This is a genomic window from Streptomyces sp. NPDC004266 (genome assembly GCF_042874095.1).
Lineage (GTDB): Bacteria > Actinomycetota > Actinomycetes > Streptomycetales > Streptomycetaceae > Streptomyces.
In genome coordinates this window covers 54,932-81,324 of the sequence record NZ_JBIAMM010000010.1, presented here as the reverse complement: position 1 = coordinate 81,324, position 26,393 = coordinate 54,932, and the positions used below count along the sequence as shown (strand labels likewise).

At 73.4% G+C, this 26,393-nt stretch carries 19 protein-coding genes; 10 read left to right on the top strand and 9 right to left on the bottom strand.

The features are described 5' to 3' along the window. The first annotated feature begins 153 nt into the window (after positions 1-153). The 3 genes from ACFYUZ_RS23685 (at position 154) to ACFYUZ_RS23675 (ending at position 4,413) form a co-directional block, all read left to right on the top strand. Complete coding sequence (locus tag ACFYUZ_RS23685; protein ID WP_389312312.1) at positions 154-2,172, top strand: M4 family metallopeptidase; 2,019 nt, start codon at positions 154-156, stop codon at positions 2,170-2,172. A gap of 86 nt (positions 2,173-2,258) precedes the next feature. Then, positions 2,259-2,915 (top strand): response regulator, encoded by a 657-nt coding sequence (locus ACFYUZ_RS23680; RefSeq protein WP_389312310.1) that lies wholly within the window; start codon positions 2,259-2,261, stop codon positions 2,913-2,915. Further along, positions 2,908-4,413, top strand: a complete 1,506-nt coding sequence (locus ACFYUZ_RS23675) for a sensor histidine kinase (protein WP_389312308.1) — start codon at positions 2,908-2,910, stop codon at positions 4,411-4,413. Before ACFYUZ_RS23680 ends, ACFYUZ_RS23675 begins: the two co-directional genes overlap by 8 nt. A 9-nt stretch (positions 4,414-4,422) precedes the next feature. Here the strand turns inward: ACFYUZ_RS23675 and glgP are convergent, their stop codons facing one another. The 5 genes from glgP to ACFYUZ_RS23650 all read right to left on the bottom strand — a co-directional run bounded on the left by glgP (position 4,423) and on the right by ACFYUZ_RS23650 (position 11,239). Beyond that, positions 4,423-6,987, bottom strand: coding sequence for an alpha-glucan family phosphorylase (gene glgP / locus ACFYUZ_RS23670; RefSeq protein WP_389312306.1), 2,565 nt, complete (start codon positions 6,985-6,987; stop codon positions 4,423-4,425). 98 nt (positions 6,988-7,085) lie between these two features. Beyond that, the gene (locus tag ACFYUZ_RS23665) at positions 7,086-8,417 is read right to left on the bottom strand and encodes an FAD-dependent monooxygenase (protein ID WP_389312304.1); all 1,332 of its coding nucleotides are present in this window, start codon (positions 8,415-8,417) and stop codon (positions 7,086-7,088) included. Positions 8,418-8,438: 21 nt separating this feature from the next. After that, a complete protein-coding gene (locus ACFYUZ_RS23660) occupies positions 8,439-9,545 on the bottom strand; it encodes a monodechloroaminopyrrolnitrin synthase PrnB family protein (protein ID WP_389312647.1) in 1,107 nt (368 codons plus the stop codon). 91 nt (positions 9,546-9,636) lie between these two features. Next, the gene (locus ACFYUZ_RS23655; protein ID WP_389312302.1) at positions 9,637-10,068 is read right to left on the bottom strand and encodes a 4-hydroxyphenylacetate 3-hydroxylase N-terminal domain-containing protein; all 432 of its coding nucleotides are present in this window, start codon (positions 10,066-10,068) and stop codon (positions 9,637-9,639) included. Between the two features lie 172 nt (positions 10,069-10,240). Beyond that, positions 10,241-11,239, bottom strand: a complete 999-nt coding sequence (locus ACFYUZ_RS23650; protein WP_389312300.1) for an AraC family transcriptional regulator — start codon at positions 11,237-11,239, stop codon at positions 10,241-10,243. A gap of 118 nt (positions 11,240-11,357) precedes the next feature. Here ACFYUZ_RS23650 and ACFYUZ_RS23645 point away from each other — a divergent pair, with 118 nt between their 5' ends. The 5 genes from ACFYUZ_RS23645 to glgB all read left to right on the top strand — a co-directional run bounded on the left by ACFYUZ_RS23645 (position 11,358) and on the right by glgB (position 20,600). Next, the gene (locus ACFYUZ_RS23645; protein ID WP_389312298.1) at positions 11,358-12,299 is read left to right on the top strand and encodes an SDR family oxidoreductase; all 942 of its coding nucleotides are present in this window, start codon (positions 11,358-11,360) and stop codon (positions 12,297-12,299) included. 330 nt (positions 12,300-12,629) lie between these two features. Next, on the top strand, positions 12,630-14,615 hold the full coding sequence (locus tag ACFYUZ_RS23640) for an alpha-1,4-glucan--maltose-1-phosphate maltosyltransferase (protein WP_389312297.1): 1,986 nt from the start codon (positions 12,630-12,632) through the stop codon (positions 14,613-14,615). Further along, positions 14,612-16,309, top strand: coding sequence for a maltose alpha-D-glucosyltransferase (gene treS / locus ACFYUZ_RS23635; RefSeq protein ID WP_389312295.1), 1,698 nt, complete (start codon positions 14,612-14,614; stop codon positions 16,307-16,309). Before ACFYUZ_RS23640 ends, treS begins: the two co-directional genes overlap by 4 nt. Before the next feature lie 233 nt (positions 16,310-16,542). Further along, on the top strand, positions 16,543-17,889 hold the full coding sequence (locus ACFYUZ_RS23630; protein ID WP_389312294.1) for a maltokinase: 1,347 nt from the start codon (positions 16,543-16,545) through the stop codon (positions 17,887-17,889). A gap of 458 nt (positions 17,890-18,347) precedes the next feature. Further along, a complete protein-coding gene (gene glgB / locus ACFYUZ_RS23625) occupies positions 18,348-20,600 on the top strand; it encodes a 1,4-alpha-glucan branching enzyme (RefSeq protein ID WP_389312645.1) in 2,253 nt (750 codons plus the stop codon). On the opposite strand, the gene ACFYUZ_RS23620 is transcribed toward glgB, so the two are convergent. From ACFYUZ_RS23620 to ACFYUZ_RS23605, 4 genes are all read right to left on the bottom strand, one after another. Next, positions 20,587-22,833, bottom strand: a complete 2,247-nt coding sequence (locus tag ACFYUZ_RS23620) for a HelD family protein (protein WP_389312292.1) — start codon at positions 22,831-22,833, stop codon at positions 20,587-20,589. The genes glgB and ACFYUZ_RS23620 overlap by 14 nt on opposite strands. 170 nt (positions 22,834-23,003) lie before the next feature. Then, a complete protein-coding gene (locus ACFYUZ_RS23615) occupies positions 23,004-23,342 on the bottom strand; it encodes a thioredoxin family protein (protein ID WP_389312291.1) in 339 nt (112 codons plus the stop codon). A 5-nt stretch (positions 23,343-23,347) separates the two neighbouring features. Next, positions 23,348-23,758: a MerR family transcriptional regulator gene (locus tag ACFYUZ_RS23610; RefSeq protein WP_389312289.1), complete on the bottom strand. Its 411-nt coding sequence runs from the start codon at positions 23,756-23,758 to the stop codon at positions 23,348-23,350. Between the two features lie 42 nt (positions 23,759-23,800). Continuing rightward, positions 23,801-24,325, bottom strand: coding sequence for an Lrp/AsnC family transcriptional regulator (locus ACFYUZ_RS23605; protein ID WP_389312287.1), 525 nt, complete (start codon positions 24,323-24,325; stop codon positions 23,801-23,803). Positions 24,326-24,409: 84 nt separating this feature from the next. On the opposite strand from ACFYUZ_RS23605, the gene ACFYUZ_RS23600 reads away from it, so the two are divergent. After that, complete coding sequence (locus tag ACFYUZ_RS23600; protein ID WP_389312285.1) at positions 24,410-25,324, top strand: NAD-dependent epimerase/dehydratase family protein; 915 nt, start codon at positions 24,410-24,412, stop codon at positions 25,322-25,324. After that, entirely contained in the window at positions 25,324-26,205 is an 882-nt protein-coding gene (locus tag ACFYUZ_RS23595) for an aldo/keto reductase (protein ID WP_389312284.1), read from the top strand. The genes ACFYUZ_RS23600 and ACFYUZ_RS23595 overlap by 1 nt, the downstream gene beginning before the upstream one ends. Positions 26,206-26,393: the final 188 nt, after the last annotated feature.

Genomic DNA, 26,393 nt, shown 5'->3' with positions numbered 1-26,393 from the left:
CCACCGTTCACCGCGTCACCCGAACGGGTTCGGACCCCCTGGGCCCCGATCCGCCGGGTTCCGCGTCACAAGTACCCGCTCCACAGCTCTCCTTGCTCCGCCCGGACGGGCCCACCCAAGTCCGCCGGTACCCCCCTCGCTTAAGGAGTCTGCGTGAGATCCACGCCCAGCCGCCGTGCCACCGCGACCGGCGCCCTGATCGCCGCCGCCGCCATGCTCACCCTCGGCGTCCAGTCCGGCACCGCCTCGGCCGACACCTTCGCCGCGGGCCCCGCGGCGCAGTCCGCCGGCAAGGTCAACCCCGGCAAGCTGCCGGCCGACCTCTCCCCCGCCCAGCGCGCCGCGCTCATCAAGGCGGCGGACGCCGACAAGGCCGCCACGGCCAAGGCCCTCGGCCTCGGCGCCCAGGAGAAGCTGGTCGTCCGCGACGTCGTCCAGGACCGCGACGGCACGACCCACACGCGCTACGAGCGCACCTACGCCGGACTGCCCGTCCTCGGCGGTGACCTGATCGTCGCCGAGACCAAGGCCGGCGCCACGACCGGGGTCATCAAGTCCAGCCGCGCCCAGCTCAAGAACGTCGACCTCGCCGCCGACGTCGCCCCGGCCGCCGCCGAGAAGCAGGCCATCGGCCGCGCCGCCGCGGAGGGCTCCAAGAAGGCCACCGCCGACCGCGCCCCGCGCAAGGTCGTGTGGATGGCCCAGGGCGCGCCCGTCCTCGCGTACGAGACCGTCGTCGGCGGCCTCCAGCACGACGGCACCCCGAACGAGCTGCACGTCGTGACGGACGCCAAGACCGGCGCGAAGCTCTACGAGTGGCAGGCCATCGAGACCGGCATCGGCAACACGCAGTACAGCGGCCAGGTGACCCTCGGCACCGCGCCCTCGTACACGCTGACCGACACCGCCCGCGGCAACCACAAGACGTACAACCTCAACGGCGGCACGTCGGGCACCGGGACGCTGTTCACCAACACCACGGACACGTGGGGCAACGGCCTCCCCTCCAACAAGGAGACCGCGGGCGCGGACGCGCACTACGGCGCCGCCCTCACGTGGGACTACTACAAGAACGTGCACGGCCGCTCCGGCATCCGCGGTGATGGCGTCGGCGCGTACTCCCGCGTCCACTACGGCAACGCCTACGTGAACGCGTTCTGGTCCGACTCCTGCTTCTGCATGACGTACGGCGACGGCTCGGGCAACAGCAAGCCGCTCACCTCCATCGACGTGGCCGCGCACGAGATGACGCACGGCGTCACCTCCAACACCGCCGGCCTGGTCTACAGCGGCGAGTCCGGCGGCCTCAACGAGGCCACCTCGGACATCTTCGCGGCGGCCGTCGAGTTCTACGCCAACAACGCCAACGACAAGGGCGACTACCTCGTCGGCGAGAAGATCGACATCAACGGCAACGGCACGCCGCTCCGTTACATGGACAAGCCGAGCAAGGACGGCGCGTCCAAGGACGCGTGGTACTCGGGCATCGGCTCCATCGACGTCCACTACTCCTCGGGCCCGGCGAACCACTTCTTCTACCTGCTCTCCGAGGGCAGCGGCGCCAAGACCGTCAACGGGGTGAACTACGACTCGCCGACCTCCGACGGCCTGCCGGTCACCGGCATCGGCATCGACAAGGCCCGCCTGATCTGGTTCAAGGCGCTCACCACCAAGTTCAGCTCGAACACCAACTACGCCGGCGCCCGCACGGGCACCGTCGCGGCGGCGACCGAGCTGTACGGCGCCGGCAGCGCCGAGGTCACGGCCGTCGAGAACGCCTGGGCCGCCATCAACGTCGGCTCCCGCCCCGGCGGCCCCGGCGGCGGCACGGTGTTCACCAACGACGCCGACGTCTCCATCCCGGACAACGGCGTCGCGGTGACCTCCTCCGTCACCGTCAGCGGCGTCGCGGGCAACGCGCCCTCGACCCTCAAGGTCGGCGTGGACATCGTCCACACCTACATCGGTGACCTGGTCGTCGACCTCATCGCCCCCGACGGCTCGGTCTACAACCTGCACAACCGGGCCGGCGGCAGCGCCGACAACATCAACCAGACCTACACCGTGAACGCCTCCACCGAGGTCGCCAACGGCGTCTGGAAGCTCCGCGTCCAGGACAAGGCGTCGATCGACACCGGCTACATCAACAGCTTCAAGCTGACCTTCCCGTAAGCCGCACCACACGGGAACGGGCGCCCGGAGGGATCCTTTCCCTCCGGGCGCCCGCGCGTCCGCGTGCCGTGCATACCCTGGGCCGCATGATCAGGGTGCTGCTCGCCGACGACGAGACGATGATCCGGGCCGGGGTGCGGGCCATCCTCGCCACCGACCCCGGGATCGAGGTGGTCGCCGAGGCCGGCGACGGACACGAGGCCGTCGAGCTCGCCCGCGAGCACCGGCCCGACGTCGTCCTGCTCGACATCCGGATGCCCCGGCTCGACGGGCTCGGCGCGGCCGAGGAACTGCGCAGGGCGGTGCCGGGCGCGGCCGTCGTCATGCTCACCACCTTCTCCGAGGACGCCTACATCGCGCGGGCGCTCGGCAGCGGCGTCAGCGGCTTCCTCCTCAAGTCCGGGGACCCGCGCGAACTGATCGCCGGGGTCCGGGCCGTGTCCGGGGGCGGCGCCGCCCTCTCCCCCACGGTCGCCCGCCGGGTCCTCGACACCCTCGGCGGCGAGCGGCTCACCCGCACGGCCGAGGCCCGGACCCGGCTGGAGCCCCTCACGGGCCGGGAGCGGGAGGTCGTCGCCCTCCTCGGCGCCGGGCTCTCCAACCAGGAGATCGCCGACCGCATGCACGTCGTCGAGGGCACCGTGAAAGCGCACGTGAGCGCCGTCCTCGGCAGGCTCGGCCTGCGCAACCGGGTCCAGCTCGCGGTCCTGGCGTACGAGGCGGGCCTGGTCCCCGATGCGTGAGCGCCTCTTCGACCTGGGGCTGTGGCTGCTCCTCTGCGTGCCCGTCCTGCTGAGGTCGGACCCGAACGACGGCGGGAGCTGGACCCAGGTCGCCGTCGGCGTGGCGGCCCTCGGCGGCTGCGTCGCGGTCAGCCGGCGGTGGCCGCCGGTGCCGATCGCTGTCGTGGTCGCGGCGAGCCTGCCCGTCAGCCCGGAGCTGTTCACCCCCTCGTACAGCCTGGCGCTCGTCGCCTTCGGCTATCTGGCGGGGCGGCGGCAGGAGCAGACCCGGGCGGCGCTGTGGCTGTTCGGCGCGATCGCGGCGGCGGGGCTCGTCCTGACGGTCGTCGCGCACGCCTCCCTCGGCCAGTGGTTCACGCTGCTGCTCTCGCTGGCCCTCGCGATCGTGGCGCCCTGGCTGATCGGCCGCTACATGCGCCAGTACGACCGGCTGGTGCGCAGCGGCTGGGAGCTGGCCGACCGGATGGAGCGGGAGCAGGCCGCCGTCGCCGACCGGGAGCGGCTGCGGGAGCGCTCCCGGATCGCGGGCGACATGCACGACTCCCTCGGCCACGACCTGGCCCTGATCGCGGTCCGCGCGGGCGCCCTGGAGGTCGATCCGGCGCTCGGCCCCGCCCAGCAGCACGCGGCAGGCGAGCTGCGGCGCGCGGCGGCGGACGCGACGGCCCGGCTGCGGGACATCATCGGCGTCCTGCGCGAGGACGACGCCGGGGCGCCGACGACCCCGCCCGGGGAGACGGTCGAGGAGCTGACGGCCCGCGCCCGGGCGTCGGGGCTGGCCGTCACGCTCGCCACGACCCCGGTGCCGACGCTGCCGGGGATGTCGGGCCTCGCCCTGCACCGGGTGGTCCAGGAGGGCCTGACGAACGCGGCGAAGCACGCGCCGGGCGCGGCGGTCTCGGTCACGGTCGCGGAGGAGGGGACGAGCGTGCGGGCCCGGGTGGTGAGCGGACCCGGATCGGCGGGGGTGACGCTGCCCTCCGGCGGGACCGGGCTCGTGGGGCTCGACGAGCGGGTGCGGCTCGCGGGCGGGTCGCTGGCGCACCGGGTCACCGGGGACGGCGGTTTCGTCCTGGAGGCCGTCCTGCCCCGGAGCGCCCCGGCGCCGCTGCCGGCCGCGCCGCGGTCCGCGCGGGAGCTGGACCGGGCGCGCCGCGAGGTCCGCAAGGGCCTCGCGCGGGCGATCTGGATCCCGCTCGCGCTCCTCGCCGGTCTCGGCCTGCTGATGGTGGGCGTCGCCCTGTGGACGCAGGCCCGGTCGTACCTGGAGCCGGAGGACTACGCCCGGATGCGGGTCGGGCAGTCGCTCGCGGAGATCGCCGAGCTCTCCGACGGGCTGCCCGACCGCCCGCTGGACGGCCGGCCGCAGCGCGCCCCGGCGGAGCCGCCCGGCATGGACGAGTGCCGGTACTACCGGTCCACGCTGCTGGCCGCGATCCCGGTGTACCGGCTCTGCTTCGTCGACGGGCACCTCGCCGACAAGGCGAAGGTCCCGTAGGGGCTCCGGCTACCTCAGGAGCACCCCCGCCCCCTCCCCCGTCGTCTCCGACGGCAGCGCCGCGAGGCCGAGTTCGGCCGGCCGGGCGAGCAGCGGATGGGCGGGCAGGACGCGGACCGTGCAGCCGAAGGAGCCCGTCCGGTCGAGCTCCAGGGTGCCCGCGTAGGGCAGCCGTCCCTCCAGGTCGGGGCCGCCCGCCGGCTTGAGGGTGACGGTCCGGGTGGCGGCGAGGGTGTCGTCGGCGTCGACGCGGCCGGTGACGGCCTGGACCTCGACGTCGTCGGGGCCGAGCGCGCCGAGCGCCACCCTGACCCGGACGACGGGCGTGGCGCCCAGCTCCGCGTCGGCGAGGTCGTCCGCGAGCCCGTCGCCGACCTCGACGTGGTCGACGGCCACCTTGGGCCAGGCCTCCCGGACCCGGGCCTTCCAGGCGGCGAGGTCCCGCGCCCGGGCCGGGGTGAGGGCCCGGTGGGCGCCGGCGGCGGGCACGTACAGCTCCTCGACGTACTCGCGGACCATCCGGTCGGCGAGGACCTTCGGGCCGAGGTCGGCGAGGGTGCGCCGGACCATGGCCGTCCAGGCGGCCGGCACCCCGTCGGGGCCCCGGTCGTAGAAGCGGGGGGCGACCCGGCGCTCGATCAGCTCGTAGAGGGCGGCGGCCTCCAGGTCGTCGCGGCGGTCCTCGTCGGCGGCGGCCGCGCCGTCGGCGGTGGGGATGGCCCAGCCGAACTCGGGCCGGAACCACTCGTCCCACCAGCCGTCGAGGACGGAGAGGTTGAGGCAGCCGTTGAGGGCGGCCTTCATGCCGCTGGTGCCGCAGGCCTCCAGGGGGCGCAGCGGGTTGTTGAGCCAGACGTCGCAGCCGGGGTAGAGGCCGCGGGCCATCTCCATGCCGTAGTCGGGCAGGAAGACGATCCTGTGCCGGACGCGGGGGTCGTCGGCGAACCGGACGAGCTCCTGCACGAGCCGCTTCCCGCCGTCGTCGGCGGGGTGGGCCTTGCCGGCGACGACGAGCTGCACGGGCCGCTCGGGGTGGAGGAGGAGGGCCCGCAGCCGGTCCTTGTCCCGCAGCATCAGGGTGAGCCGCTTGTACGAGGGGACGCGGCGGGCGAAGCCGATGGTGAGGACGTCGGGGTCCAGGACGGACTCGGTCCAGCCGAGTTCGGCGGCGGCGGCGCCGCGCTGCCGCCAGGAGGCCCGCAGCCGTTCCCGTACGTCGGCCACGAGCCGCTCGCGGAGGGTGCGGCGCAGCTCCCACAGCTCGTGGTCGCTCGCGTCCGGGTCGAGCCGGGCCACTTCGGGGGCGACCCAGGTGGGGGCGTGGACGCCGTTGGTGACCGAGGTGATCGGCACCTCGTCGGCGTCGAAGCCCGGCCAGAGGCCGGCGAACATGGAGCGGCTGACGGCGCCGTGGAGGGTGGAGACGCCGTTGGCGCGCTGGGCGAGGCGCAGGCCCATGGCGGCCATGTTGAAGAGGTCGGGTTGGCCGCCGAGCGGGGTCTCGTCGCCGAGGGCCAGGATCCGGCCGAGGTCGACGCCGGGGAGGGCGCCGTCGTCACCGAGGTGGCGGGCGACGAGGGCGCGGTCGAAGCGGTCGATGCCGGCCGGGACGGGAGTGTGGGTGGTGAAGACGGTCCCGGCCCGGACGGTCTCCAGGGCGCTGTCGAAGTCGAGTCCCTCGCCCTGGAGTTCACGGACGCGTTCGAGGCCGAGGAAGCCGGCGTGGCCCTCGTTGGTGTGGAAGACCTCGGGGGCGGGGTGGCCGGTGAGGCGGGTGTAGGTGCGGACGGCGCGGACGCCGCCGATGCCGAGGAGCATCTCCTGGAGGAGCCGGTGCTCGCTGCCGCCGCCGTACAGCCGGTCGGTGACGGACCGTTCGCCGGGGGCGTTCTCCTCGACGTCGGAGTCGAGCATGAGGAGCGGGACCCGGCCGACCCGGGCGATCCACAGGTGGGCGTGGAGGCTGCGGCCGCCGGGCAGGGCGAGGGTGATCCGGGCGGGGGTGCCGTCGGCCTCACGGAGCAGGGTGACCGGCAGTTCGCCGGGGTCGAGGACGGGGTACTGCTCCTGCTGCCAGCCGTCCCGGCCGAGGGACTGCCGGAAGTAGCCGTGCCGGTAGAGCAGTCCGACGCCGATCAGCGGGACGCCGAGGTCGCTCGCGGACTTGAGGTGGTCGCCGGCGAGGATGCCGAGGCCGCCGGAGTACTGGGGCAGGGCGGCGGCGACGCCGAACTCGGGCGAGAAGTAGGCGACGGCGGCCGGGGCGTCGCCGGGCCGTCCCTGGTACCAGCGGGGGGCGTGCAGATAGTGGTCGAGGTCCTCCGCGGCGGCGCGGAGCCGGGCCAGGAAGTCCTGGTCGGCGGCGAGCGCGGCGAGCCGGGGCGCTTCGAGGGCGCCGAGGATCCGGACGGGGTCGACGCCGGTCGGGGGCGCCGCGGAGGGGGATTCGAGGGATTCGAAGAGGGCGCGGGTGGGCTCGTGCCAGGACCAGCGCAGGTTGTGCGCGAGGTCGGCGAGGGGTCGAAGGGTGTCGGGGAGGACGGGACGCACGGTGAATCGACGGATTGCCTTCACGTTGTCCACCTTCGCAGGCGAGTACGGAGCGGAGCGGGCGCACCACGCTGTGTGCCACCAAGACGGTAGGGCCTGTTCGCCCGGCGGGCCACGGGGCGTCAGGAGGCGGGGACGGCGGTCCCGTAGGGGGAGCCCCGGTTGACGGTGGCCGGGTCGAAGGCGCCGGTGGCGGCGTACCGGCCGGCGATGGCGGCGAGTTCCTCGGCGGGGACGACCTGGTGGATGTCGGTGAAGCCGTGCGGGGCGCGGGCGTGGACGAGGTCGATGACGGCCTCGGGGCCGAGCCTCCGGTTGGCGTGCTGGAGGGCGGTCACGGCGGGGCGGCGCTCGCGCTCGTACGCGGCGAGGCCCTCGGCGGGGTCGTCGGGGTGCCGGGCGAGGGCGTGGGCGAGGGCGCGGGCGTCGACGATCGACTGGGTCGCGCCGTTGGAGCCGGCGGGGTACACGGCGTGGGCGGCGTCGCCGATGAGGGTGGTGCGGCCGTGGGTCCACCGGTCGAGGGGGGCGCGGTCGACCATCGGGCACTCGTGCGCGGTGTCGGCGGCGCGCAGGACGGCGGGGACGCTGACGCCGTCGAACTCCCAGCCCTCGTAGTGCGGGAGGAAGGCCTCGACGGGGACGGCGCGGTTCCAGTCGCCCCGCAGCCGCTCCTCGCCGGCGGCGGCCGGGGTGTCGGCGGGGCGGGCGAGCGCCCAGTTCACGAGGACCTCGCGGCCGGGCCCGGTGGGCCGGCCCATGGGGTAGACGACGGCCTTCTGCCGGTCGTCGCCCGCGATGAGCATGAAGGAGCCCACGGCCCGCGCGGGCATCCGGGACACGCCCCGCCACACGAGCATCCCGTTCCACGGGGGGCCGCCCTCGGCCGGGTTGAGGGCCGCGCGGACGGCGGAGCGGATGCCGTCGGCGCCGACGAGGACGTCCGGTTCGAGGGAGGCCCGGCCCCGGACGGGTCCGTCGCGGTGCTCCAGGCGCAGCCGGGGCCGCCCGCCCGGGAGCGGTTCGACGCCGGTCACCTTGACGCCCGTGACCAGGGCCGCGCTGCCGAGCCGGGCACGGACGGCGCCGGCCAGGACCTGCTGGAGGTGGCCGCGGTGGACGGACAGCTGGGGCCAGCGGTAGCCGGCGTCGAGGCCGCGCGGTTCCCGGGATATCAGGCCGCCCGAGCGGTGGTAGTAGCGCAGCTCGCGGGTGCGCAGGGCGCCGGCCTCCAGGGCGTCGAGGAGGCCGAGCGCGTCGAGTTCGCGGACGGCGTTCGGCATCAGGTCGAGCCCGGCGCCGACGGGGCGGAGGGCCGCGGCGGCCTCGACGACGGTGACGCGCTCGAATCCGGCGGCGTGCAGCGCGAGGGCGGCGGTGAGACCGGCGATGCCGCCGCCGGCGATGACGACGTGGGGGGTGTGGCCGGGGTGGGTGTCGATGTGGGGGGACATGACGACTGCTCCTTCGCGCGGTCAGGCGGCCGTGGGGGCGACGGGCGCGGCGGCGGGGCGGCGGCGCCCGGTCATGCGGCGCACCAGGGTCTCGTTCTCCCTGGTCAGGTCCAGGATCGAGCGCAGCAGCGCGACCGGGGCGCCGCCGCTGCCCTCCTCGTACAGGCGGACGTCGTCGCTGTACGCCTTGCGGGCGATGCCGAGGTGGCGGGCCCGGAAGGTCTTCAGGATCCGCAGGACGCGGCCGAGCGCCTCGGCCGAGGCGGTGAGCGCGGGCGGCAGCCGGTCGGCGCCCTCCCAGCTGACGGCCGCCGACAGCTTGCCGACGGCGGAGATCCCGCCGCGGTGCCGGGCGTGGAAGGCGCGCCAGGACGGCAGGGCGTAGGGCAGGGACTCGGCGAGGAAGGCGTCGTAGGCGGGGTCGGAGCGGTCGCACTGCCACAGCGTCAGGTCGACCAGCCAGAGCGGGACCTGGGCGGCGGCCGGCCCCAGGTAGTCGCGGCCCGCGATCTCGACCTCCTCGAAGTAGGGGCGGAGGGTGAGCGCGAAGTACTCGGCCGGGACCTGCGCGACCGTGAGGTCGATGGAGTCGACCATCGCCCGCACGTGCCCGGCGATCCGGTGGAGGGCGGTGGCGAAACCGGGGTCGTACGGTTCGAGGCGGGCGAGCCGGGCGCAGTCGTCGAGGGCCGCGACGAGTCCGGGGAACACCGTCCGCACGGCGTCCTGGAGGAGGGCCTCGGTGGGGTGGCCGGTGTAGGTGCGGCGGCGGGGGCCCCGGGGGTTCCAGGTCGTGTAGTGGTGGACGGTGTCGCGGGGCACCATGTCGGTGCGGCGGCCCAGGAGTTCCAGGACGGGCAGGGCCTCGGGGACCGCGTGCAGCGGCTGCACGCCGTGCCGTTTCAGGGAGCCGAGCAGGATGCCGAGGTCCCGCATGGCGGCGAGCGCGCCGCCGACGCTCCACTGCGCGGCCCGGTCGGGGTCGGGGACCAGGGCGCGCAGGGCGACGGTCAGGGCGGCGGCGTCGGCCCGCGCGTTCATCGCGGGCACCGCGGCGAGCAGGGCGTCGGCGCCCAGCGGATCGGCGGCGCGTATGTCCTCGGTCGTGTGACGCGGGTCGCCGAGCAAGGGGGCCTCTATTCTTCGGGGCTCGGTGCGCCGGGGGGCACGGCTCACCGGCCGGGTGGTCGTGGGGTGGGCATCGCGTCGTGGGGCGGGGTCAGTACGGGTCGGGCACCCGGTCCTCCGCGACCCCGGGGGCGTGGAGCCGTACGGAGAAGGTGACGGCGTGCTCGGTGTCGTCGAAGGTCTCCCCGGTGAAGGCGGCGGGCGAGGCGGCGAATCCGGCGGCCGTGCAGTCGGGGGTGCGGCCGAGGAAGCCCCGGCTCGCCTCGGCGGTCGCGCGGAAGGCGCGGCGGCGGGCGACGAGGTCCTCGTACGAGCGGGGGACGGCCCCGGCCCGGCGCACCCCGCCCCGGAAGAGGGCGGGGCGGTGCACGGGGGCGTCGGCGAGGTCGAAGAGGCCGGCGGAGGAGGCCGCGGCGGCACGGAAGGCGGGGCGGGCCGTGACGTCCTCGACCCGCTCGACGTCGAGCCGGACCTCGCGCCCGTCGCGCGGTCCCTCCGGATGCTCCTGCCCGGACCTCGTCACCGGTGTCTCGCCTCTCCTCGGGGGTCGCGCCTGTGCCGGTCCCGAGCCTCTCCGGGCGGCCCCGGCCGGACAATGAACGTCCGTCCAGGGGTCCTTAAGAACCGTCCAGGGGGTCCCGAAGATGTCAGGTCGGGCGGCCCGGGAGGTGCCGGCCGGTCCCGACCGGGGCGGATCAGGCGGCCCTGGCCTCTCCCGACCGGTACTCGCCGGGGGTCATCCCGAACCATTTGCGGAAGGCGAGGTGGAAGCCGACGGCGCTCCGGTAGCCGACCCGCTCGGGCACGGCGGACTGCGGGAGGGAGGTCTCGGTGAGGAGCCGGCCGGCCTCCTGCATGCGGCGGGCGGAGAGGTACCGGGCGGGGGACTCTCCGACGAGCTCGCGGAAGGCGGCGGTGAACGCGGAGCGGGACATGCCGACCTCGCGGGCGAGGGAGTCGATGGTCCACGGCTCGGCGAACCGGGTCGCCATCATGACGACGGCCCTGCTGATCCCGGGGTGGCGGAGCAGCGGCAGCGAGGCCGGGTTGCCGGCGAGCTCGCGGAGCAGCGGTCGGAGCGCGAGGACGAGCGCCATCTCGAAGGCGCGCAGCGTGATGAGCCGGTCGCCGGGGCCGACGGGCCGGTCGGGGGCGGCGAGCAGCCGGAGGGTGTCGCGGAGCAGCGGTTCGCGGTCGACCTGGTGGCGGTCGAGGACGAGGGCCCAGGGCAGGGAGGTGTAGAGGCCGTCGGCGACGCCGGCGTCGTAGTGGAGCCCGGCGCACAGGAGGCGGCCCTCGGGGCCGTCGCCGCCGATGACGATCTCGCCGGAGGTGCCGGGCCGCCGCTCGGGCAGGACGGCCCTGAGCGGGACGCCCTGGCGGTCGGGCCGGTCGGAGAGGCGGTGTGGGGCGCCGGTGGGGAAGACCACGAGGTCGCCGGCGTGGAGTTCGACGGGGGTCTCGTCGTCGGCGGTGACCCAGCAGTCGCCCTCGACGACGTAGTGGAGGACGGCGCAGCCGTGTTCGGCGTCCCCCTCGATGGACCAGGGGGCGCGGACGTGCCAGCGGCTGTCGAAGACGCCGGTGAGACGGAGGGGTTTGAGGAGCTCGCTCAGCAGGTCCTCGTGCTCGCCCTCGCGGGGAGGATCGAGGGGGTCGCAGTGGTCGTGACGGTCGGTTCCCACGGTTTCCATGGACGATCCTTCAACTTCCGCCCCGGTTTGTTAATTGAACGGACGAAGCCGTCGCGACGAGCCTGGAGGGACGCCGGCACGGCAGCGGTGACAGCCTATCGAAGGGCCTCAGACACACATGTCCAGTGAGATTCCGATGCGGGTGGCGGTCGTGGGCGCGACCGGCTTCCAGGGCGGCGCGGTGGCCCGCCTCCTCGCCGAGCGCCACCACCGGGTGCGGGGCCTGACCCGGCGTCCGGAGCCGGACCGGCCGCCGCTCCCCGGTGCCTCCCTCCTCACCGGCGATCTTGGGGTGCCGGGCGATGTGCGGCGGCTCTTCGCGGGGGCCACGCACGCGTTCGTCACGATGCCGCTGGTGTACGACGGGGAGCGGGTGGAGGCGTACGCGCGGAACGTCGCGGAGGCCGCGCTCGCGGCGGGCACGGAACGCCTGGTGTTCAACGCCAACACCCGGCTTCCGCCGGGTCCGACGGACGTCGCCGCCTTCGAGACCCGGCGGCTCGCGGAGCGGGTGCTGCGGGACAGCGGCGTGCCGCTGGTGGTGCTCCGGCCCCCGGTGTACCTGGACAACCTGTTCTCCCCGTGGAACGGGCCCGCCCTGGTCGACGAGGGCGTCCTCGCCTATCCGCTGCCGGAGTCCGCGCGGACGGCGTGGCTGTCGCACCGGGACCTGGCGGAGGCGGCGCTGGCGGCGCTCGCCCGGGAGGACCTGGAGGGCCGGACCTTCGACGTCGGCGGGGACCGCGCCCTGACGGGCCGGGAGCTGGCGGCGGCCTTCGGGCGGGGGCTCGGCCGGACCGTGCGGTACGAGGAGCTGGATCCGGCCGTGTTCGAGCGGGGCCTGGCCCGGCTGCTCGGACCGGCGACGGCGGCGGGGGTCGCGGGGATCTACCACCACATGGCGAGCGGCGCGGATCCGCTGCTGATGGCGGACGACGACGGGGTGTCGTCGGAGGTCCTCGGCGTGGAGCCGGCCCCGGTGGAGGAGTGGGTGGCCCGGCAGCCCTGGCAGGTGTGGTCGTCGGACGCGGAGGAGCCGGACGCGTCGCCGCGCCACTGATTCCGGAACGGCGGAACGGGCCCCGCCCACAAAGGCGGGGCCCTTTTCTTGTCCGGGTCCCGTCCTTGCCCGCGTCCCTACGCCCTAGTAGTTAACAAAGCGCCGGATTGCCCACCCGAGAACCGTGGGAAGGCTCCTGCGGTACCGCCCTCCCGACCCGTCTCCCCCGAGCCTCCCGTTCATCCCAGCTTCATCCCTGTGGACCCGCCATTCGAGTGAACGCGGACAGGAGCCGTCATGCCCGCAACCCGCCGGCCGCCGACGGAGCTAGAAAGAGCGCACCACCACCCGCACCCCCGTAACCCGTCAGGTGATGCTGTGAATCCGCTCATGGGACGCATTCCCGTACTGGACGTCCGCCCACTGGTCGACTGCGGCCGGCGCCCCGCGAAGGCGGTGGCCGGAGAGACCTTCGAGGTGACGGCGACCGTCTTCCGCGAGGGCCACGACGCGGTCGCCGCCAATGTCGTGCTGCGCGGCCCGTCGGGCCGGCCCGGCCCCTGGACCCCGATGCGTGAACTGGCCCCGGGCACCGACCGGTGGGGTGCCGAGGTCACCCCGGACGTCGAGGGCCTGTGGACGTACACCGTGGAGGCCTGGAGCGATCCGGTGGCCACCTGGCGCCACACGGCGAGGATCAAGATCCCGGCCGGGATCGACTCCGAACTGGTCCTCGCCGAGGGGGCCGAGCTGCACGAGCGGGCCGCGAAGGGCGTCCCGAAGAAGGGCGGCGGCCGGGAGGCCGTGCTCGCGGCGGCGGACGTGCTGCGCGACGCGTCCCGCCCGGCGGCCGTGCGGCTGGCGGCGGCGCTCGCCCCGCGGGTGGTCGACGCCCTGGACCGCCACCCGCTGCGCGAACTGCTCTCCGCCTCCCCCGCGTTGCCGCTCCAGGTGGAGCGGGAGCGGGCCCTGTTCGGCTCCTGGTACGAGTTCTTCCCGCGCTCGGAGGGCGTGCGGAAGGTCAAGGGGCGGACGGTCCCGGGGAACTTCCGCACGGCGGCCGAGCGGCTCCCGGCGGTCGCGGCGATGGGCTTCGACGTGGTGTACCTGCCGCCGGTGCACCCGATCGGCGAGACCCACCGCAAGGGACCGAACAACTCCCTGTCGGCGGCGCCGCACGACGTCGGCGTGCCGTGGGCGATCGGCTCGCCGGAGGGCGGGCACGACGCGCTCCACCCGGACCTGGGGACCTTCGAGGACTTCGACGCCTTCGTGGCGCGGGCCCGGGAGCTGCGGCTGGAGATCGCCCTGGACTTCGCGCTCCAGTGCTCCCCGGACCACCCGTGGGTGGAGAAGCACCCCGAGTGGTTCCACCACCGGCCGGACGGTTCGATCGCGTACGCGGAGAACCCGCCGAAGAAGTACCAGGACATCTACCCGATCGCGTTCGACCAGGACATGGACGGGATCGTCGCGGAGACGGTGCGGGTGCTGCGGTTCTGGATGGACCACGGCATCCGGATCTTCCGCGTGGACAACCCGCACACCAAGCCGGTGGTGTTCTGGGAGCGGGTGATCGGCGAGATCAACCGGGCGGACCCGGACGTGATCTTCCTGGCGGAGGCGTTCACCCGCCCGGCGATGATGCGGACGCTCGGCGCGATCGGTTTCCAGCAGTCGTACACGTACTTCACCTGGCGCAACACCAAGGAGGAGCTGACGGAGTACCTCACGGAGCTGTCCGGGGAGACGGCCGCGCAGATGCGGCCGAACCTCTTCGTGAACACCCCCGACATCCTGCACGCCTACCTCCAGGAGGGCGGCCGGCCCGCGTTCGAGGTGCGGGCGGTGCTCGCGGCGACGCTCTCGCCCTCCTGGGGCATGTACGCCGGGTACGAGCTGTGCGAGAACACCCCGCTGCGGGAGGGGAGCGAGGAGTACCTCGACTCGGAGAAGTACCAACTGAGGCCGCGGGACTGGGAGTCGGCGGAACGGAGCGGGGCGACGATCACCCCGCTCATCACCGCCCTGAACCGGATCAGGCGCCGTCACCCGGCGCTCCGCCGGCTGCGGAACCTGACCTTCCACGACGTCGACAACCCGCAGGTGATCGCGTACTCGAAGCGCTCGGGTTCGAACATCGTTCTGGTGGTCGTCAACCTCGACCCGCACCACACCCAGGAGGCTTCCGTCTCGTTGAACATGCCGGAACTCGGCCTCGACTGGCACGAGACCGTGCCGGTGCGCGACGAGCTCACCGGCGAGACCTATCACTGGGGCAGGACCAGCTACGTGCGCCTGGAACCGGGTGTCGCACCCGCGCACGTCCTCGTCCTGCGACCGTCCCCGCAGACCGGAGGGTCACCCACCTCATGACGACTGTCAACGAGCCCGTCCCCGACACCTTCGAGGACACCCCCGCCAAGGACCGCGATCCCGACTGGTTCAAGCGGGCGGTGTTCTACGAGGTCCTCGTCCGCTCCTTCCAGGACAGCAACGGCGACGGCATCGGCGACCTGAAGGGCATCACGTCCAAACTGGACTACCTCCAGTGGCTGGGCGTGGACTGCCTCTGGCTGCCGCCGTTCTTCAAGTCCCCGCTGCGGGACGGGGGCTACGACGTCGCCGACTACACGTCGGTGCTCCCCGAGTTCGGCGACCTCGCCGACTTCGTGGAGTTCGTCGACGCGGCCCACCAGCGCGGCATGCGCGTGGTCATCGACTTCGTCATGAACCACACCAGCGACCAGCACCCGTGGTTCCAGGAGTCGCGGCGCGACCCGGACGGCCCGTACGGCGACTACTACGTCTGGGCGGACGACGACAAGCAGTACGCCGACGCCCGGATCATCTTCGTCGACACCGAGTCCTCCAACTGGACCTTCGACCCGGTCCGCAAGCAGTACTACTGGCACCGCTTCTTCTCGCACCAGCCGGACCTCAACTACGAGAACCCGGCGGTGCAGGAGGAGATCCTCTCCGCGCTGAAGTTCTGGCTGGACCTGGGGATCGACGGCTTCCGGCTCGACGCGGTGCCGTACCTGTACCAGCAGGAGGGCACCAACTGCGAGAACCTCCCGGCCACCCACGCCTTCCTCAAGCGGGTCCGCAAGGAGATCGACGACCACTACCCAGACACGGTGCTGCTCGCCGAGGCCAACCAGTGGCCGGAGGACGTCGTCGACTACTTCGGCGACTTCCGCTCCGGCGGCGACGAGTGCCACATGGCCTTCCACTTCCCGGTCATGCCGAGGATCTTCATGGCCGTGCGGCGCGAGTCCCGCTACCCGGTCTCCGAGATCCTGGCGAAGACCCCGGAGATCCCCTCCGGCTGTCAGTGGGGCATCTTCCTGCGCAACCACGACGAGCTCACCCTCGAGATGGTCACGGACGAAGAGCGCGACTACATGTACGCCGAGTACGCCAAGGACCCGCGCATGCGGGCCAACATCGGCATCCGGCGGCGGCTCGCCCCGCTCCTCGACAACGACCGCAACCAGATGGAGCTCTTCACCGCGCTGCTCTTCTCGCTGCCCGGCTCGCCGGTGCTCTACTACGGCGACGAGATCGGCATGGGCGACAACATCTGGCTCGGCGACCGGGACGGGGTGCGGACCCCGATGCAGTGGACCCCCGACCGGAACGCGGGATTCTCCTCCTGCGACCCGGGGCGGCTCTACCTTCCGGCCATCATGGACCCGGTCCACGGCTACCAGGTGACCAACGTCGAGGCCGGCATGGCCTCGCCGTCCTCGCTCCTCCACTGGACGAAGCGGATGATCGAGATCCGCAAGCAGAACCGTGCCTTCGGGACGGGGACGTACACGGAACTCCCGGCGTCCAACCCGGCCGTGCTCGCCTTCCTGCGAGAAGACGGCGACGACCTGGTGCTGTGCGTGAACAACTTCTCGCGCTTCGCGCAGCCCACCGAGCTGGACCTGCGGCGCTTCGCCGGCACGCACCCCGTGGAGCTGATCGGCGGGGTGAAGTTCCCGGCCATCGGACAGCTGCCGTACCTCCTGACCCTTGCGGGGCACGGCTTCTACTGGTTCCGTCTCAAGAAGGCCTGAGCGGCAGCCAGTTCCCGCTCGACCCGGGTGGGGCGGTTTCCCCCGCTCCACCCTGGGCACTGTGAACGACACACGATTCAGGTCCATACGGGTTTACTCACCGGACCCGTACGGATCTTCCCTTTCCGACACGTCCCGCACATCCGGACAGTCACAGCCGCCATCCGGGACACTCTGCGCATTTGAACGCATACGAAAGCCACTTGCGCGCCCCGGGGAAAGGACGCGATGCCATGCCGGAGACCGCATCCACCACCCGGGCCCCGGACGCCCTCCTTCCGTCCCTCGCCCCCCTGCTCCACGAATGGCTGCCACGGCAGCGCTGGTTCGCGGGCAAGGGCCGCCGGGTCACCGGATTCACGCTGGACGCGGCCACCGAGCTGCTGCCCCTGGACGGGACCGGACCCGGACTCCTCCACCTCCTCGTACGGGTCGAACAGCCGGGCCGCCCGGCCGGGACGCCCGCCGACTGCTACCAAGTGCTCCTGGGCGTACGGTCCCAGCTGCCGCCCCGCCTCGCCCCCGCCCTGATCGGGCGGATCCGGCAGGGACCGCTCGCCGGACGGGCCGTGTACGAAGGGCTGCGCGACCCGCGGCTCGGCGGCCTCCTCTACGAACGGCTCCGCACCCCGGGCCGCACGGGCCCCCTCCGCTTCCACGCCACCACGGCACTGCCACCCGCACTGGCCCCGCGCATGCTGGACACGGAACAGTCCAACTCGTCGCTGGTCTACGGCGATTCGTTCATCCTGAAGATCTTCCGGCGCGTCAGTCCCGGGGCCAATCCGGACCTGGAACTGCCGCTCGCCCTCGCCGGAGCCGGCTGCGCCCGGGTCCCGGCACCCGTCGCCTGGTTCGAGTCGGGAGCCTCCACCCTCGGCGTCCTCCAGCCCTACCTGCGGGACTCCCGGGACGGCTGGCGGCTCGCCCTCGACGCGCTCGCCGACGGACGGGACTTCACCACCGAGGCGCGGGCCCTCGGCCGCGCGACGGCCGAGGTCCACCTGGCCCTCGCCGAGGCGCTCCCCACCCGGCGCCTCGCCCGCCCGGAGGCCGAGCAGCTGGCCGCCGCGATGGACCGCCGGCTGCACGCGGCGGCCCAGGCGGTACCGGCGCTGCTGCCGCACGTGCCGGGCCTGCGGGCCGTGTTCGCGGCGGCCGGCGGGGCCTCCGGCACCGGGGTCGTCCAGCGCATCCACGGCGACCTGCACCTCGGCCAGACCCTGCGCGGCTCCGACGGGGCCTGGGCGGTCATCGACTTCGAGGGCGAGCCGGCGAAGCCGCTGGACGAACGGCGCAGCCCCCAGCCCACCGTCCGCGACGTCGCCGGAATGCTCCGCTCCTTCGACTACGCGGCCCGCACGCACCGGCCCTGGAAACCGGACTGGGCGGCGCGGTGCCGGGCGGCGTACTGCACGGGCTACGCGGAGGCGGCGGGCGTGGACCCCCGGGCGGATCCGGCGCTCCTGCGCGCCTACGAGACGGACAAGGCGGTGTACGAGGTCGTGTACGAGGCCCGTCACCGGCCGGACTGGCTCCCGGTCCCCATGTCCGCGATCGAACGCCTCGCGACCTCGTGAGCCCGCCCCGTGCCCGCCACCCCCGCCCGCCACCACGCGGGCGCGCGCCCACCGGGGCGGCGCCCGCCCCGCCACCCGCCGTGTGGGCGATCGTCCCGCTGGGCGAGGGGGTCCCCCCTGCTCGAACGAAGCCGAGAGCTTGGGGGAGGGCGGGCACACGGGACGGCGCCCTTTCGCGGCGCCCCCGCGTTCCGCGCCTGGACCCGCACCCCGGGTGCGCCGTACCTGCCGTGCGGGTTCAGGCGCTTGAGCCTCTGGCGCCGGCAAGGGCGCCGTTCCGTTGTGCCCACCCGTTCCGCCCCTTGCGGAACGCCTGCCCACAACGGGCGGCGCGACTCGTTCGGAGCAGTCGTCGTGGGCGTCGCACCAGGCCCCGCCTGCGAAAGCAGAACCCGCCCCCCGTTCGGCCGAGTGTCCCCCGTCACCACCGCACCGTTCCGTACCCGTACCCCCTTCCCCTGCCCCCAGGAGGCACCCCCGTGACCGCCCGCTCCGCAGGCAAGACGTCCCGCTCCGTACGGAAGGCGCCGGCGCTCGACCCCGGCGACCGGGCCCGGCTGCTCGCCGGGGAGCATCACGATCCGCACGGCCTGCTCGGCGCGCACCCGGTCAAGGGCGGGGTCGTCATCAGGGTGCTGCGCCCGTGGGCGAAGGAGGTCGCCGTCCTCACCAAGGGCAAGCGCCTCACGATGGACGACGACGGCGACGGGCTCTTCTCGGTGTTCGTCCCGCTGCTGCGCAAGGTGCCCGCCTACGAGCTGCGGGTCCGCTACGACGGGGACGAGCTGCCGCTCCACGACCCGTACCGCTTCCTCCCCTCCCTCGGCGAGCTGGACCTGCATCTGATCGGCGAGGGCCGGCACGAGGAGCTGTGGACGGTGCTCGGCTCCCACCCGATGACCCACGAGGGCGTCGCGGGCACCCGCTTCGCGGTGTGGGCGCCGAACGCGCGCGGGGTGCGGGTGACGGGTGACTTCACGCACTGGGACGGCACGGCGCTGCCGATGCGCTCGCTCGGTTCGACGGGCGTGTGGGAGCTGTTCGTGCCGGGGATCGGCGAGGGCGCCGTCTACAAGTACGACATCGCGCGGCCCGACGGTTCGCACACCCTCCGCGCGGACCCGATGGCCCGCCGTACGGAGTGCCCGCCGAACACCGCGTCGATCGTCACCGCCTCGCACCACACGTGGGAGGACGCGGAGTGGATGGAGCGGCGCGGGGCGCGTCCGCCGCACGAGGCGCCGATCTCCGTCTACGAGGTGCACCTGGCGTCGTGGCGGCCGGGGCTCACCTACCGCCAGCTGGCCGAGCAGCTTCCCGCCTACGTCCGGGACCTCGGCTTCACGCACGTGGAGCTGATGCCGGTCACCGAGCACCCCTTCGGCGGGTCCTGGGGCTACCAGGTCACCGGCTTCTACGCGCCGACGGCCCGCATGGGCACCCCCGACGACTTCAAGTTCCTCGTCGACGCGCTGCACCGGGCCGGGATCGGCGTGCTGATGGACTGGGTGCCCGCGCACTTCCCGAAGGACGACTGGGCCCTTGCCGAGTTCGACGGGCGCCCGCTGTACGAGCACGAGGACCCGCGCCGCTCGCACCACCCCGACTGGGGCACCCTGGAGTTCGACTACGGCCGCAAGGAGGTGCGGAACTTCCTGGTGGCGAACGCCGTGTACTGGTGCCAGGAGTTCCACATCGACGGCCTGCGGGTGGACGCGGTGGCGTCGATGCTCTACCTCGACTACTCGCGGGAGCACGGCGACTGGGTGCCGAACGAGTTCGGCGGCCGGGAGAACCTGGACGCGGTCCGCTTCCTCCAGGAGATGAACGCCACCGTCTACCGCCGCTGCCCCGGCGTGATCACCTTCGCCGAGGAGTCGACGGCCTGGGACGGGGTGACGCGGGCGACGGACCAGGTGGGGCCGGGCGGCTTCGGCGGTCTGGGCTTCGGCATGAAGTGGAACATGGGCTGGATGCACGACTCGCTGGAGTACATGCAGAAGGAGCCGGTGCACCGCAAGTACCACCACCACGAGATGACGTTCTCGATGGTGTACGCGTACAGCGAGAACTACATCCTGCCGATCTCGCACGACGAGGTGGTGCACGGCAAGCGGTCCCTGGTGTCGAAGATGCCGGGCGACTGGTGGCAGCAGCGCGCCAACCACCGCGCCTACCTGGGCTTCATGTGGGCGCACCCGGGCAAGCAGCTGCTGTACATGGGGCAGGAGTTCGCGCAGGGCGGCGAGTGGTCGGTGGACCACGGGCCGGACTGGTGGCTGCTGGATCCGGCGTACGGGGCGGAGGCGGACCACCGGGGGGTGCGGGACCTCGTCCGGGACCTGAACACGGTGTACGCGGCGACGCCCTCGCTGTGGGAGCGGGACACCGTTCCGGAGGGCTTCCAGTGGGTGGTGGGGGACGCGGCCGACGACAACGTCTTCGCGTTCCTGCGGTACGACGGCTTCGGTTCGCCGCTGCTCGCGGTGTGCAACTTCTCGCCGGTGGTGCGGCACGACTACCGGATCGGGGTCCCGGACACGTTCGCGGCCTGGGCGGAGGTGCTGAACACGGACGCGGCGCGGTACGGCGGCTCGGACGTGGTGGGCACCGACCCGGTGAAGACCGAGTCGGTGCCGTGGCACGGCCGTTCGTCGAGCGTGCGGATGACGCTGCCGCCGCTGGCGACGGTCTGGCTCAGGCCCGCGTGACGGACGGCCTGATCACGCCCATCCGCTGAGTGGCCCGGGTGAGCGCCACGTACAGGTCGTTGACGCCGTGCGTGGCGCCCTCCCGGATCCCGTCGGGGTCGACGACGAGGACCGTGTCGAATTCGAGGCCCTTCGCCTGACGGGGGTCGAGGAGGACGACCGGGCGGGTGAGGTCGGGCTTCGGGCCGTACGAGGCGTCGGGGAGCGCCGCGATCAGGCCCGGGTGGAACTCCGTCGGGGCGATCACGGCGATCCGGCCCTCCTCGCGGAGTTCGGCGGCGACCGCGTCGGCGGCCTCCTTCACCGGGTCGTCGACGGTCCGGTCCCAGGGTTCCACGCCGGTGGAGCGCACCGAGCGGGGCGGTTCGAAGCCGGGGTCGGCGGCCCGGCGCGTCTCGGCGGCGACGGCCATGATCTCGGCGGGGGTGCGGTAGTTGACGCCGAGGCGGACGTGGTCCCAGCGGTCCTCGACGTACGGGCCGAGGATGGAACGCCAGGCGCCGACGCCGGCCGGGTCGCCGGTCTGGGCGGGGTCGCCGACGAGGGTCATGGAGCGGCTGGGGCTGCGGCGCATGAGGAGCCGCCAGGCCATGGCGGAGAGCTCCTGGGCCTCGTCGACGATGATGTGGCCGAAGGCCCAGGTGCGGTCGGCGGCGGCCCGCTCGGCGGCGGTGCGGTGGTCGGCCTCCTCGTGGCGCTCGGCGAAGCGTTCGGCGTCGATGATGTCGTGGGCGGAGAGGACCTCGGAGGCGTCCTTGTCGATCTCCTCCTTGTCCTCGAACTCGTAGGTGCGGGAGGCGAAGGAGACGTCGAGGACGCCCTGCGCGTACTGGATCTGCTTCTGCCGCTCGGCCTCCTCCGCGGCGCGGAGGGCGGAGTCGTCCTCGCCGAGGAGCTCGGCGGCCTCGTCGAGGAGCGGGACGTCGGCGGGGGTCCAGGTGCCGCCGGTGCGCCGGACGGCCTCGACGTCCTCCTCGGGGAGGTGCGTGGGGTCCTCCAGGTAGTCGGCGAGGAACTCCTGCGGGGTGAGGGCGGGCCAGAGGGTGTCGATCGCCGCGTGGACCTCGGGGTTGGCGGCGACGCCCTTGGCGAGCAGGGCGATGTCGTCGGGGCCGAGGAAGTTGGGACCGCCGTAGGGGTCGGCTCCGATGCGGTCGGCGAGCTGCTCGGCGAGGGCGTCGAGGATGCGGAAGACGAAGTAGGGGCGGGCGAGGTTGTGCGGGAGGAAGGTCTCGCGGGCCTTGTGGCGGGCTTCGAGGGCCATGTCCCAGTCGATGACCAGGTCGCCGTCCTCGTGCGGGACGATCAGCGGTTCGCCGCGCTCGGGGACCTGCTGGCGGTCCCGTACGGCCGCGGCGAGGGCGTCGGCCATGGCGGCGGCGCCCTTGACGGCGGCGGCGCGCGGGGTGTCGGTGCCGGTGGCGCGGACGCCGGGGAAGAGCTCGGCGGGGGTGGCGAGGAGGACGCCGGTCTCGCCGAGGGAGGGCAGGACGTTGCCGATGTAGCCGAGGAAGGCGGGGTTGGGGCCGACGATGAGGACGGCCCGCTTGGCGAGCTGCTCGCGGTGCGCGTAGAGGAGGTACGCGGCGCGGTGCAGGGCGACGGCGGTCTTGCCGGTGCCGGGGCCGCCCTCGACGACGAGGACCCCGCGGTGCGGGGAGCGGATGATGGCGTCCTGCTCGGCCTGGATGGTCTGCACGATGTCGTGCATGCGGCCGGTGCGGGCGGCGTCGAGGGCGGCGAGCAGCACCTCGTCGGCGTCCCGGCTCTCGTGGCCGGTGCGGGTGGCGTCGGCGAGGTCGAGGACCTCGTCGTGGAGGGAGACGACCTCGCGGCCCCTGGTGGTGATGTGCCGGCGGCGGGAGAGCCCCATCGGCTCGTACCCGGTGGCGAGGTAGAAGGGGCGGGCGATCTCTGCGCGCCAGTCGACGACGAGCGGGGTGCGGTTCGGGTCGTCCTCGCGGATGCCGAGCCGGCCGATGTGGTGGTCGCGGCCGTCCTTGAAGACCAGCCGGCCGAAGCAGAGGCCGCTCTCCCCGGCGTTGAGCGCGGCGAGCAGCCCGGACTGCTCGGCGACCATCACGTCCCGTTCGAGCCGCCCCTGGCTGCTGCCGACCCCGGGGGTGCGCAGCGCCTGCTCGACGGCGGCCTCGGCCTGGTCCCTCAGGTCGTCGAGTCGTGCGTAGAGATCGGTGATGAATCTCTGTTCATTCCGAAATTCCTCGGTTGACAATTCGACTCCCGGCGCGATACAGTGCGTTTATTGAACTTCTCCGTGATCCCCGCATGCCTGAACGGCGCATCGGACACGGAATCCATCAATATACGCGAGGCAATACCCCGACTGTCAATTCTAGTCGGGGTATTTCTGTATGCCTCGGTGTGCCCCGGCGCCGGCCCGCCTCAGGCCAGCGCGTCCTCCAGTTCCGCCAGGAGGCGCCGCTTCGGGCGGGCGCCGACGATCGACTTCACGGGCTCGCCCTCGCGGAACACCACGAAGGTCGGGGTCCCGAGGATCCCGTACCTCAGCGCGGTCTCCGGACTGCGGTCCACGTCGACCTCGACGATCCGCAGCCGCTCCGCCTCCTCGGCGGCGATCGCGCCGAGCACCGGCTTCATCTGCCGGCAGGGACCGCACCACTCCGCCGTGAACTTCACCAGCACCGGCGGCCCGGCGCCCAGCACCTCCGTGCCGAAGTCCTCGTCCGTGACCTCCGCCACGCCCTTCGCGTACGTCGCCATCTCCGTCAGCCCTCCGTCTCCGTCACCGCTCCGAGTTCGCACCGGGGCTCCGGGCCGTGCGGCAGTTCCGCCTCGGCCCGCAGCAGCTGGGCGCCCACCTGGGCGCGTACCGCTCGGAGCTGTTCGATCAGCCCGTCCAGCTCGGCGACCTTCCGCCGGTAGACGGCGATCGACGCGGGGCACGAGTCCCCCGCCGGGTGCCCCGCGCGCAGACAGTCGACGAACGGCCGCGTCTCCTCCAGCTCGAACCCGAAGTCCTGCAGGGTCCTGATCTGCTGGAGCAGCCGCAGGTCGTCCTCGTCGTACGTGCGGTGGCCCTGCTCCGTGCGCCGCGCGGTCAGCAGACCGCGGGACTCGTAGTACCGCAGAGTCCGCGTGGTCGTCCCGGCCCGCTCGGCCAGCTCTCCGATGCGCATGTCCCCGACGGTAGGCCTTGACGCCGACGTCAGGGCAAGGGGTCAGCGGGAGGCCTGCGGCAGGAGCGGCTTCCGGACCACCGGGGAGGACAGCACGATCGAGGTCGTGGTCCGGCCGAGGGCCGAGGTCTGCTCCAGGACCTCTTCCAGATGGACGGTGTCGGTGACGGCGACCTTCAGGATCCAGCAGTCCTCGCCGACCACGTGGTGGACCTCCAGGACCTCCGGGCGCGCGGTCAGCTCCAGGGTGCGGGGGTGCTTCAGGGTGTAGCCGCCGTGCGGGTTCACCCTGATGAAGGCCTGGATGCCGTACCCGAGCACGGCCGGCGAGACGTGCGCGCCGTAACCGGTGACCGCCCCGCTCGCCTCCAGGCGGCGGACCCGCTCGGTGACGGCCGCGGGGCTGAGCCGGACGCGGCGGCCGAGCTCGCTGAGCTTGATCCGGCCGTCGGTCTGCAGGAGGTCCAGGATCTGCCGGTCGATGGGGTCGAAAGCGGCCGCCGAGGTTTCGTCGGCGGCGGCACGCGAATGCCGTGGTTCCTTCGGCAGGACGGCCCGCACTCCCATGTTTCCCCCTTCGATCGACGAGCGCACAACGTAACACTTGACCCTGAAAGCAAGGGAGTCGGGATGTGGGGGGAATCGGGATCCATGGACGTTCTGGTCATCGGCGGGAACCGCTATTTCGGAAAGCGGCTCATCGCGCTTCTGCGGGAATCCGGACACCGGATCACGGTGCTCAACCGGGGTTCTTCCCCGGCCCCGGAGGGAATCGAGCAGCTGGTCGCCGACCGCGACGACGAGAACGCGCTCGCATCCGTTCTCGCGGGCCGTTCCTTCGACGTCGTCGTGGACCAGGTCTGCTACACGCCGCGCCAGGCCGAGATCGCCCGGCGCGTGTTCGCGACGCGCACCCGGCGCTACGTGATGACGTCGACGGTCGAGGTCTACGAGTACGAGGACTCGGCCGAGCCGGTCGCCGAGTCCGCCCTCGACCTGGCCTCGGTGGCCGTCGACACGGACCTGCCCTGGGAGGACCCCGAGTTCCTCGAAGCGCACTACGGGGAGGGGAAGCGGCAGGCCGAGGCGGTCTTCGCGGCGGGGACGCCGTTCGCCTGGGCCTCGGTGCGGGTGGCGCACGTCCTGGGCGGCGCGGACGACTTCACCGGCCGGCTCGACCACTACGCGCGGCGCATCCGGGCGGGCGAGCCCATCGCCGTGCCGGTGGTCAACCACCCGGCCACCTACGTGTACGTGGAGGAGATCGCCGCGTTCCTCGCCTGGGCGGCCGGGGCGGCCTTCACCGGACCGGTGAACGCCCACTCCGCCTCCCCGCTCACCACCGCCGACCTCTGCGCGGAGATCGAGAAGCTGGTGGGCGGCCGGACCGTCTTCCGGGAGGTCGAGGTCGGCGAGGTCTCGCCGTTCTCCTTCGCCCGCTCGTACGGCATGTCCAACTCCCGCGCGAGCTCCCTCGGTTACTCCTTCACCGACTCCGGCGAGTGGCTGGCGAAGGCCGTCTCCGAGACGATCGGCGCGAGCGGGGCGAGCGGGGCGATGCTCTGATGCGACACCGGATGCTGGGGGACGTACGCGTCGGAGCCGTCGGGCTCGGCACGATGCCGCTCTCCATCGAGGGCCGCCCGGACGGGGCACGGGCCGTCGCCACCGTGCACGCCGCGCTGGACGCGGGGGTGACCCTCCTCGACACCGCCGACTCCTACCACCCGCCGGGCGGCACGCCGGGCGAGGGCGAACTCCTCGTGCGCCGGGCCCTCGCCTCGTACGGCGGCGGCACGGACGACGTGCTCGTCGCGACCAAGGGCGGCCGGGGGCGCACGGCCGACGGCGGCTGGACCGTGAACGGCCGGCCCGAACACCTGCGGCGGGCGGCGGAGGGCTCCGCGCGGCGGCTCGGCGGCGACGCGATCGGCCTCTACCAGCTGCACAAGCCGGATCCGGCCGTCCCGTACGCCGAATCCCTCGGGGCGGTGAGGGAGTTGCTGGACGCGGGTACGGTACGGCTCGCGGGCGTCTCGAACGTGGACTCCGGGCAGATCCTCCTGGCCCGCGAGATCCTGGGCGACCGGCTGGTCTCCGTCCAGAACCGCTACTCGCCCGCGGTGCGGGACAGCGAGGCGGAGCTGCGGCTCTGCGCCGAACTCGGCCTCGCCTTCCTGCCGTGGAGCCCCCTGGGCGGGATCTCGCGCAGCTCCCTGGACGGGGCGTCCGCCCTGGAGGAGGACCCGGAGTTCGGCGCCTTCCACCGCGTGGCCCGGGCGCACGGCGTCAGCCCCCAGCGGGTGGCCCTCGCCTGGCTCCTGACCCGCTCGGAAACGGTCCTCCCCATCCCGGGCGCGAGCCGCGCGGAGACGGCACGGGACTCGGCGGGGGCGACGGCCCTGCACCTCTCGGACGAGGACCTCACGGCCCTGAACACGCCCTGACGACCCGCCCGCCGGCGCGGCACCCACGCCGTTGTGGGCACCCGTCCGCCGGGGCGGTGCCCACCCATGCGCCCCCGTTGTGGGCATGCGTTCCGCCGGGGCGGAACGGGTGGGCACAACGGGACGGCGCCCCTGCCGGCGCCAGAGGATCCCGCGCCCTGACCCGCACCGGATGCGCGCCGCGCAAA

Excerpts from the sequence above, each read along its gene's own strand:
- ACFYUZ_RS23675 (WP_389312308.1), top strand. The coding sequence starts at position 2,908 with ATGCGTGAGCGCCTCTTCGACCTGGGGCTGTGGCTGCTCCTCTGCGTG.
- ACFYUZ_RS23665 (WP_389312304.1), bottom strand. The coding sequence starts at position 8,417 with ATGTCCCCCCACATCGACACCCACCCCGGCCACACCCCCCACGTCGTC.
- ACFYUZ_RS23630 (WP_389312294.1), top strand. The coding sequence starts at position 16,543 with ATGCCGGAGACCGCATCCACCACCCGGGCCCCGGACGCCCTCCTTCCG.
- ACFYUZ_RS23650 (WP_389312300.1), bottom strand. The coding sequence starts at position 11,239 with ATGGAAACCGTGGGAACCGACCGTCACGACCACTGCGACCCCCTCGAT.
- treS (WP_389312295.1), top strand. The coding sequence starts at position 14,612 with ATGACGACTGTCAACGAGCCCGTCCCCGACACCTTCGAGGACACCCCC.
- ACFYUZ_RS23610 (WP_389312289.1), bottom strand. The coding sequence starts at position 23,758 with ATGCGCATCGGAGAGCTGGCCGAGCGGGCCGGGACGACCACGCGGACT.
- ACFYUZ_RS23595 (WP_389312284.1), top strand. The coding sequence starts at position 25,324 with ATGCGACACCGGATGCTGGGGGACGTACGCGTCGGAGCCGTCGGGCTC.
- ACFYUZ_RS23645 (WP_389312298.1), top strand. The coding sequence starts at position 11,358 with ATGTCCAGTGAGATTCCGATGCGGGTGGCGGTCGTGGGCGCGACCGGC.
- ACFYUZ_RS23680 (WP_389312310.1), top strand. The coding sequence starts at position 2,259 with ATGATCAGGGTGCTGCTCGCCGACGACGAGACGATGATCCGGGCCGGG.
- ACFYUZ_RS23600 (WP_389312285.1), top strand. The coding sequence starts at position 24,410 with ATGGACGTTCTGGTCATCGGCGGGAACCGCTATTTCGGAAAGCGGCTC.
- ACFYUZ_RS23615 (WP_389312291.1), bottom strand. The coding sequence starts at position 23,342 with ATGGCGACGTACGCGAAGGGCGTGGCGGAGGTCACGGACGAGGACTTC.
- ACFYUZ_RS23640 (WP_389312297.1), top strand. The coding sequence starts at position 12,630 with ATGGGACGCATTCCCGTACTGGACGTCCGCCCACTGGTCGACTGCGGC.
- ACFYUZ_RS23605 (WP_389312287.1), bottom strand. The coding sequence starts at position 24,325 with ATGGGAGTGCGGGCCGTCCTGCCGAAGGAACCACGGCATTCGCGTGCC.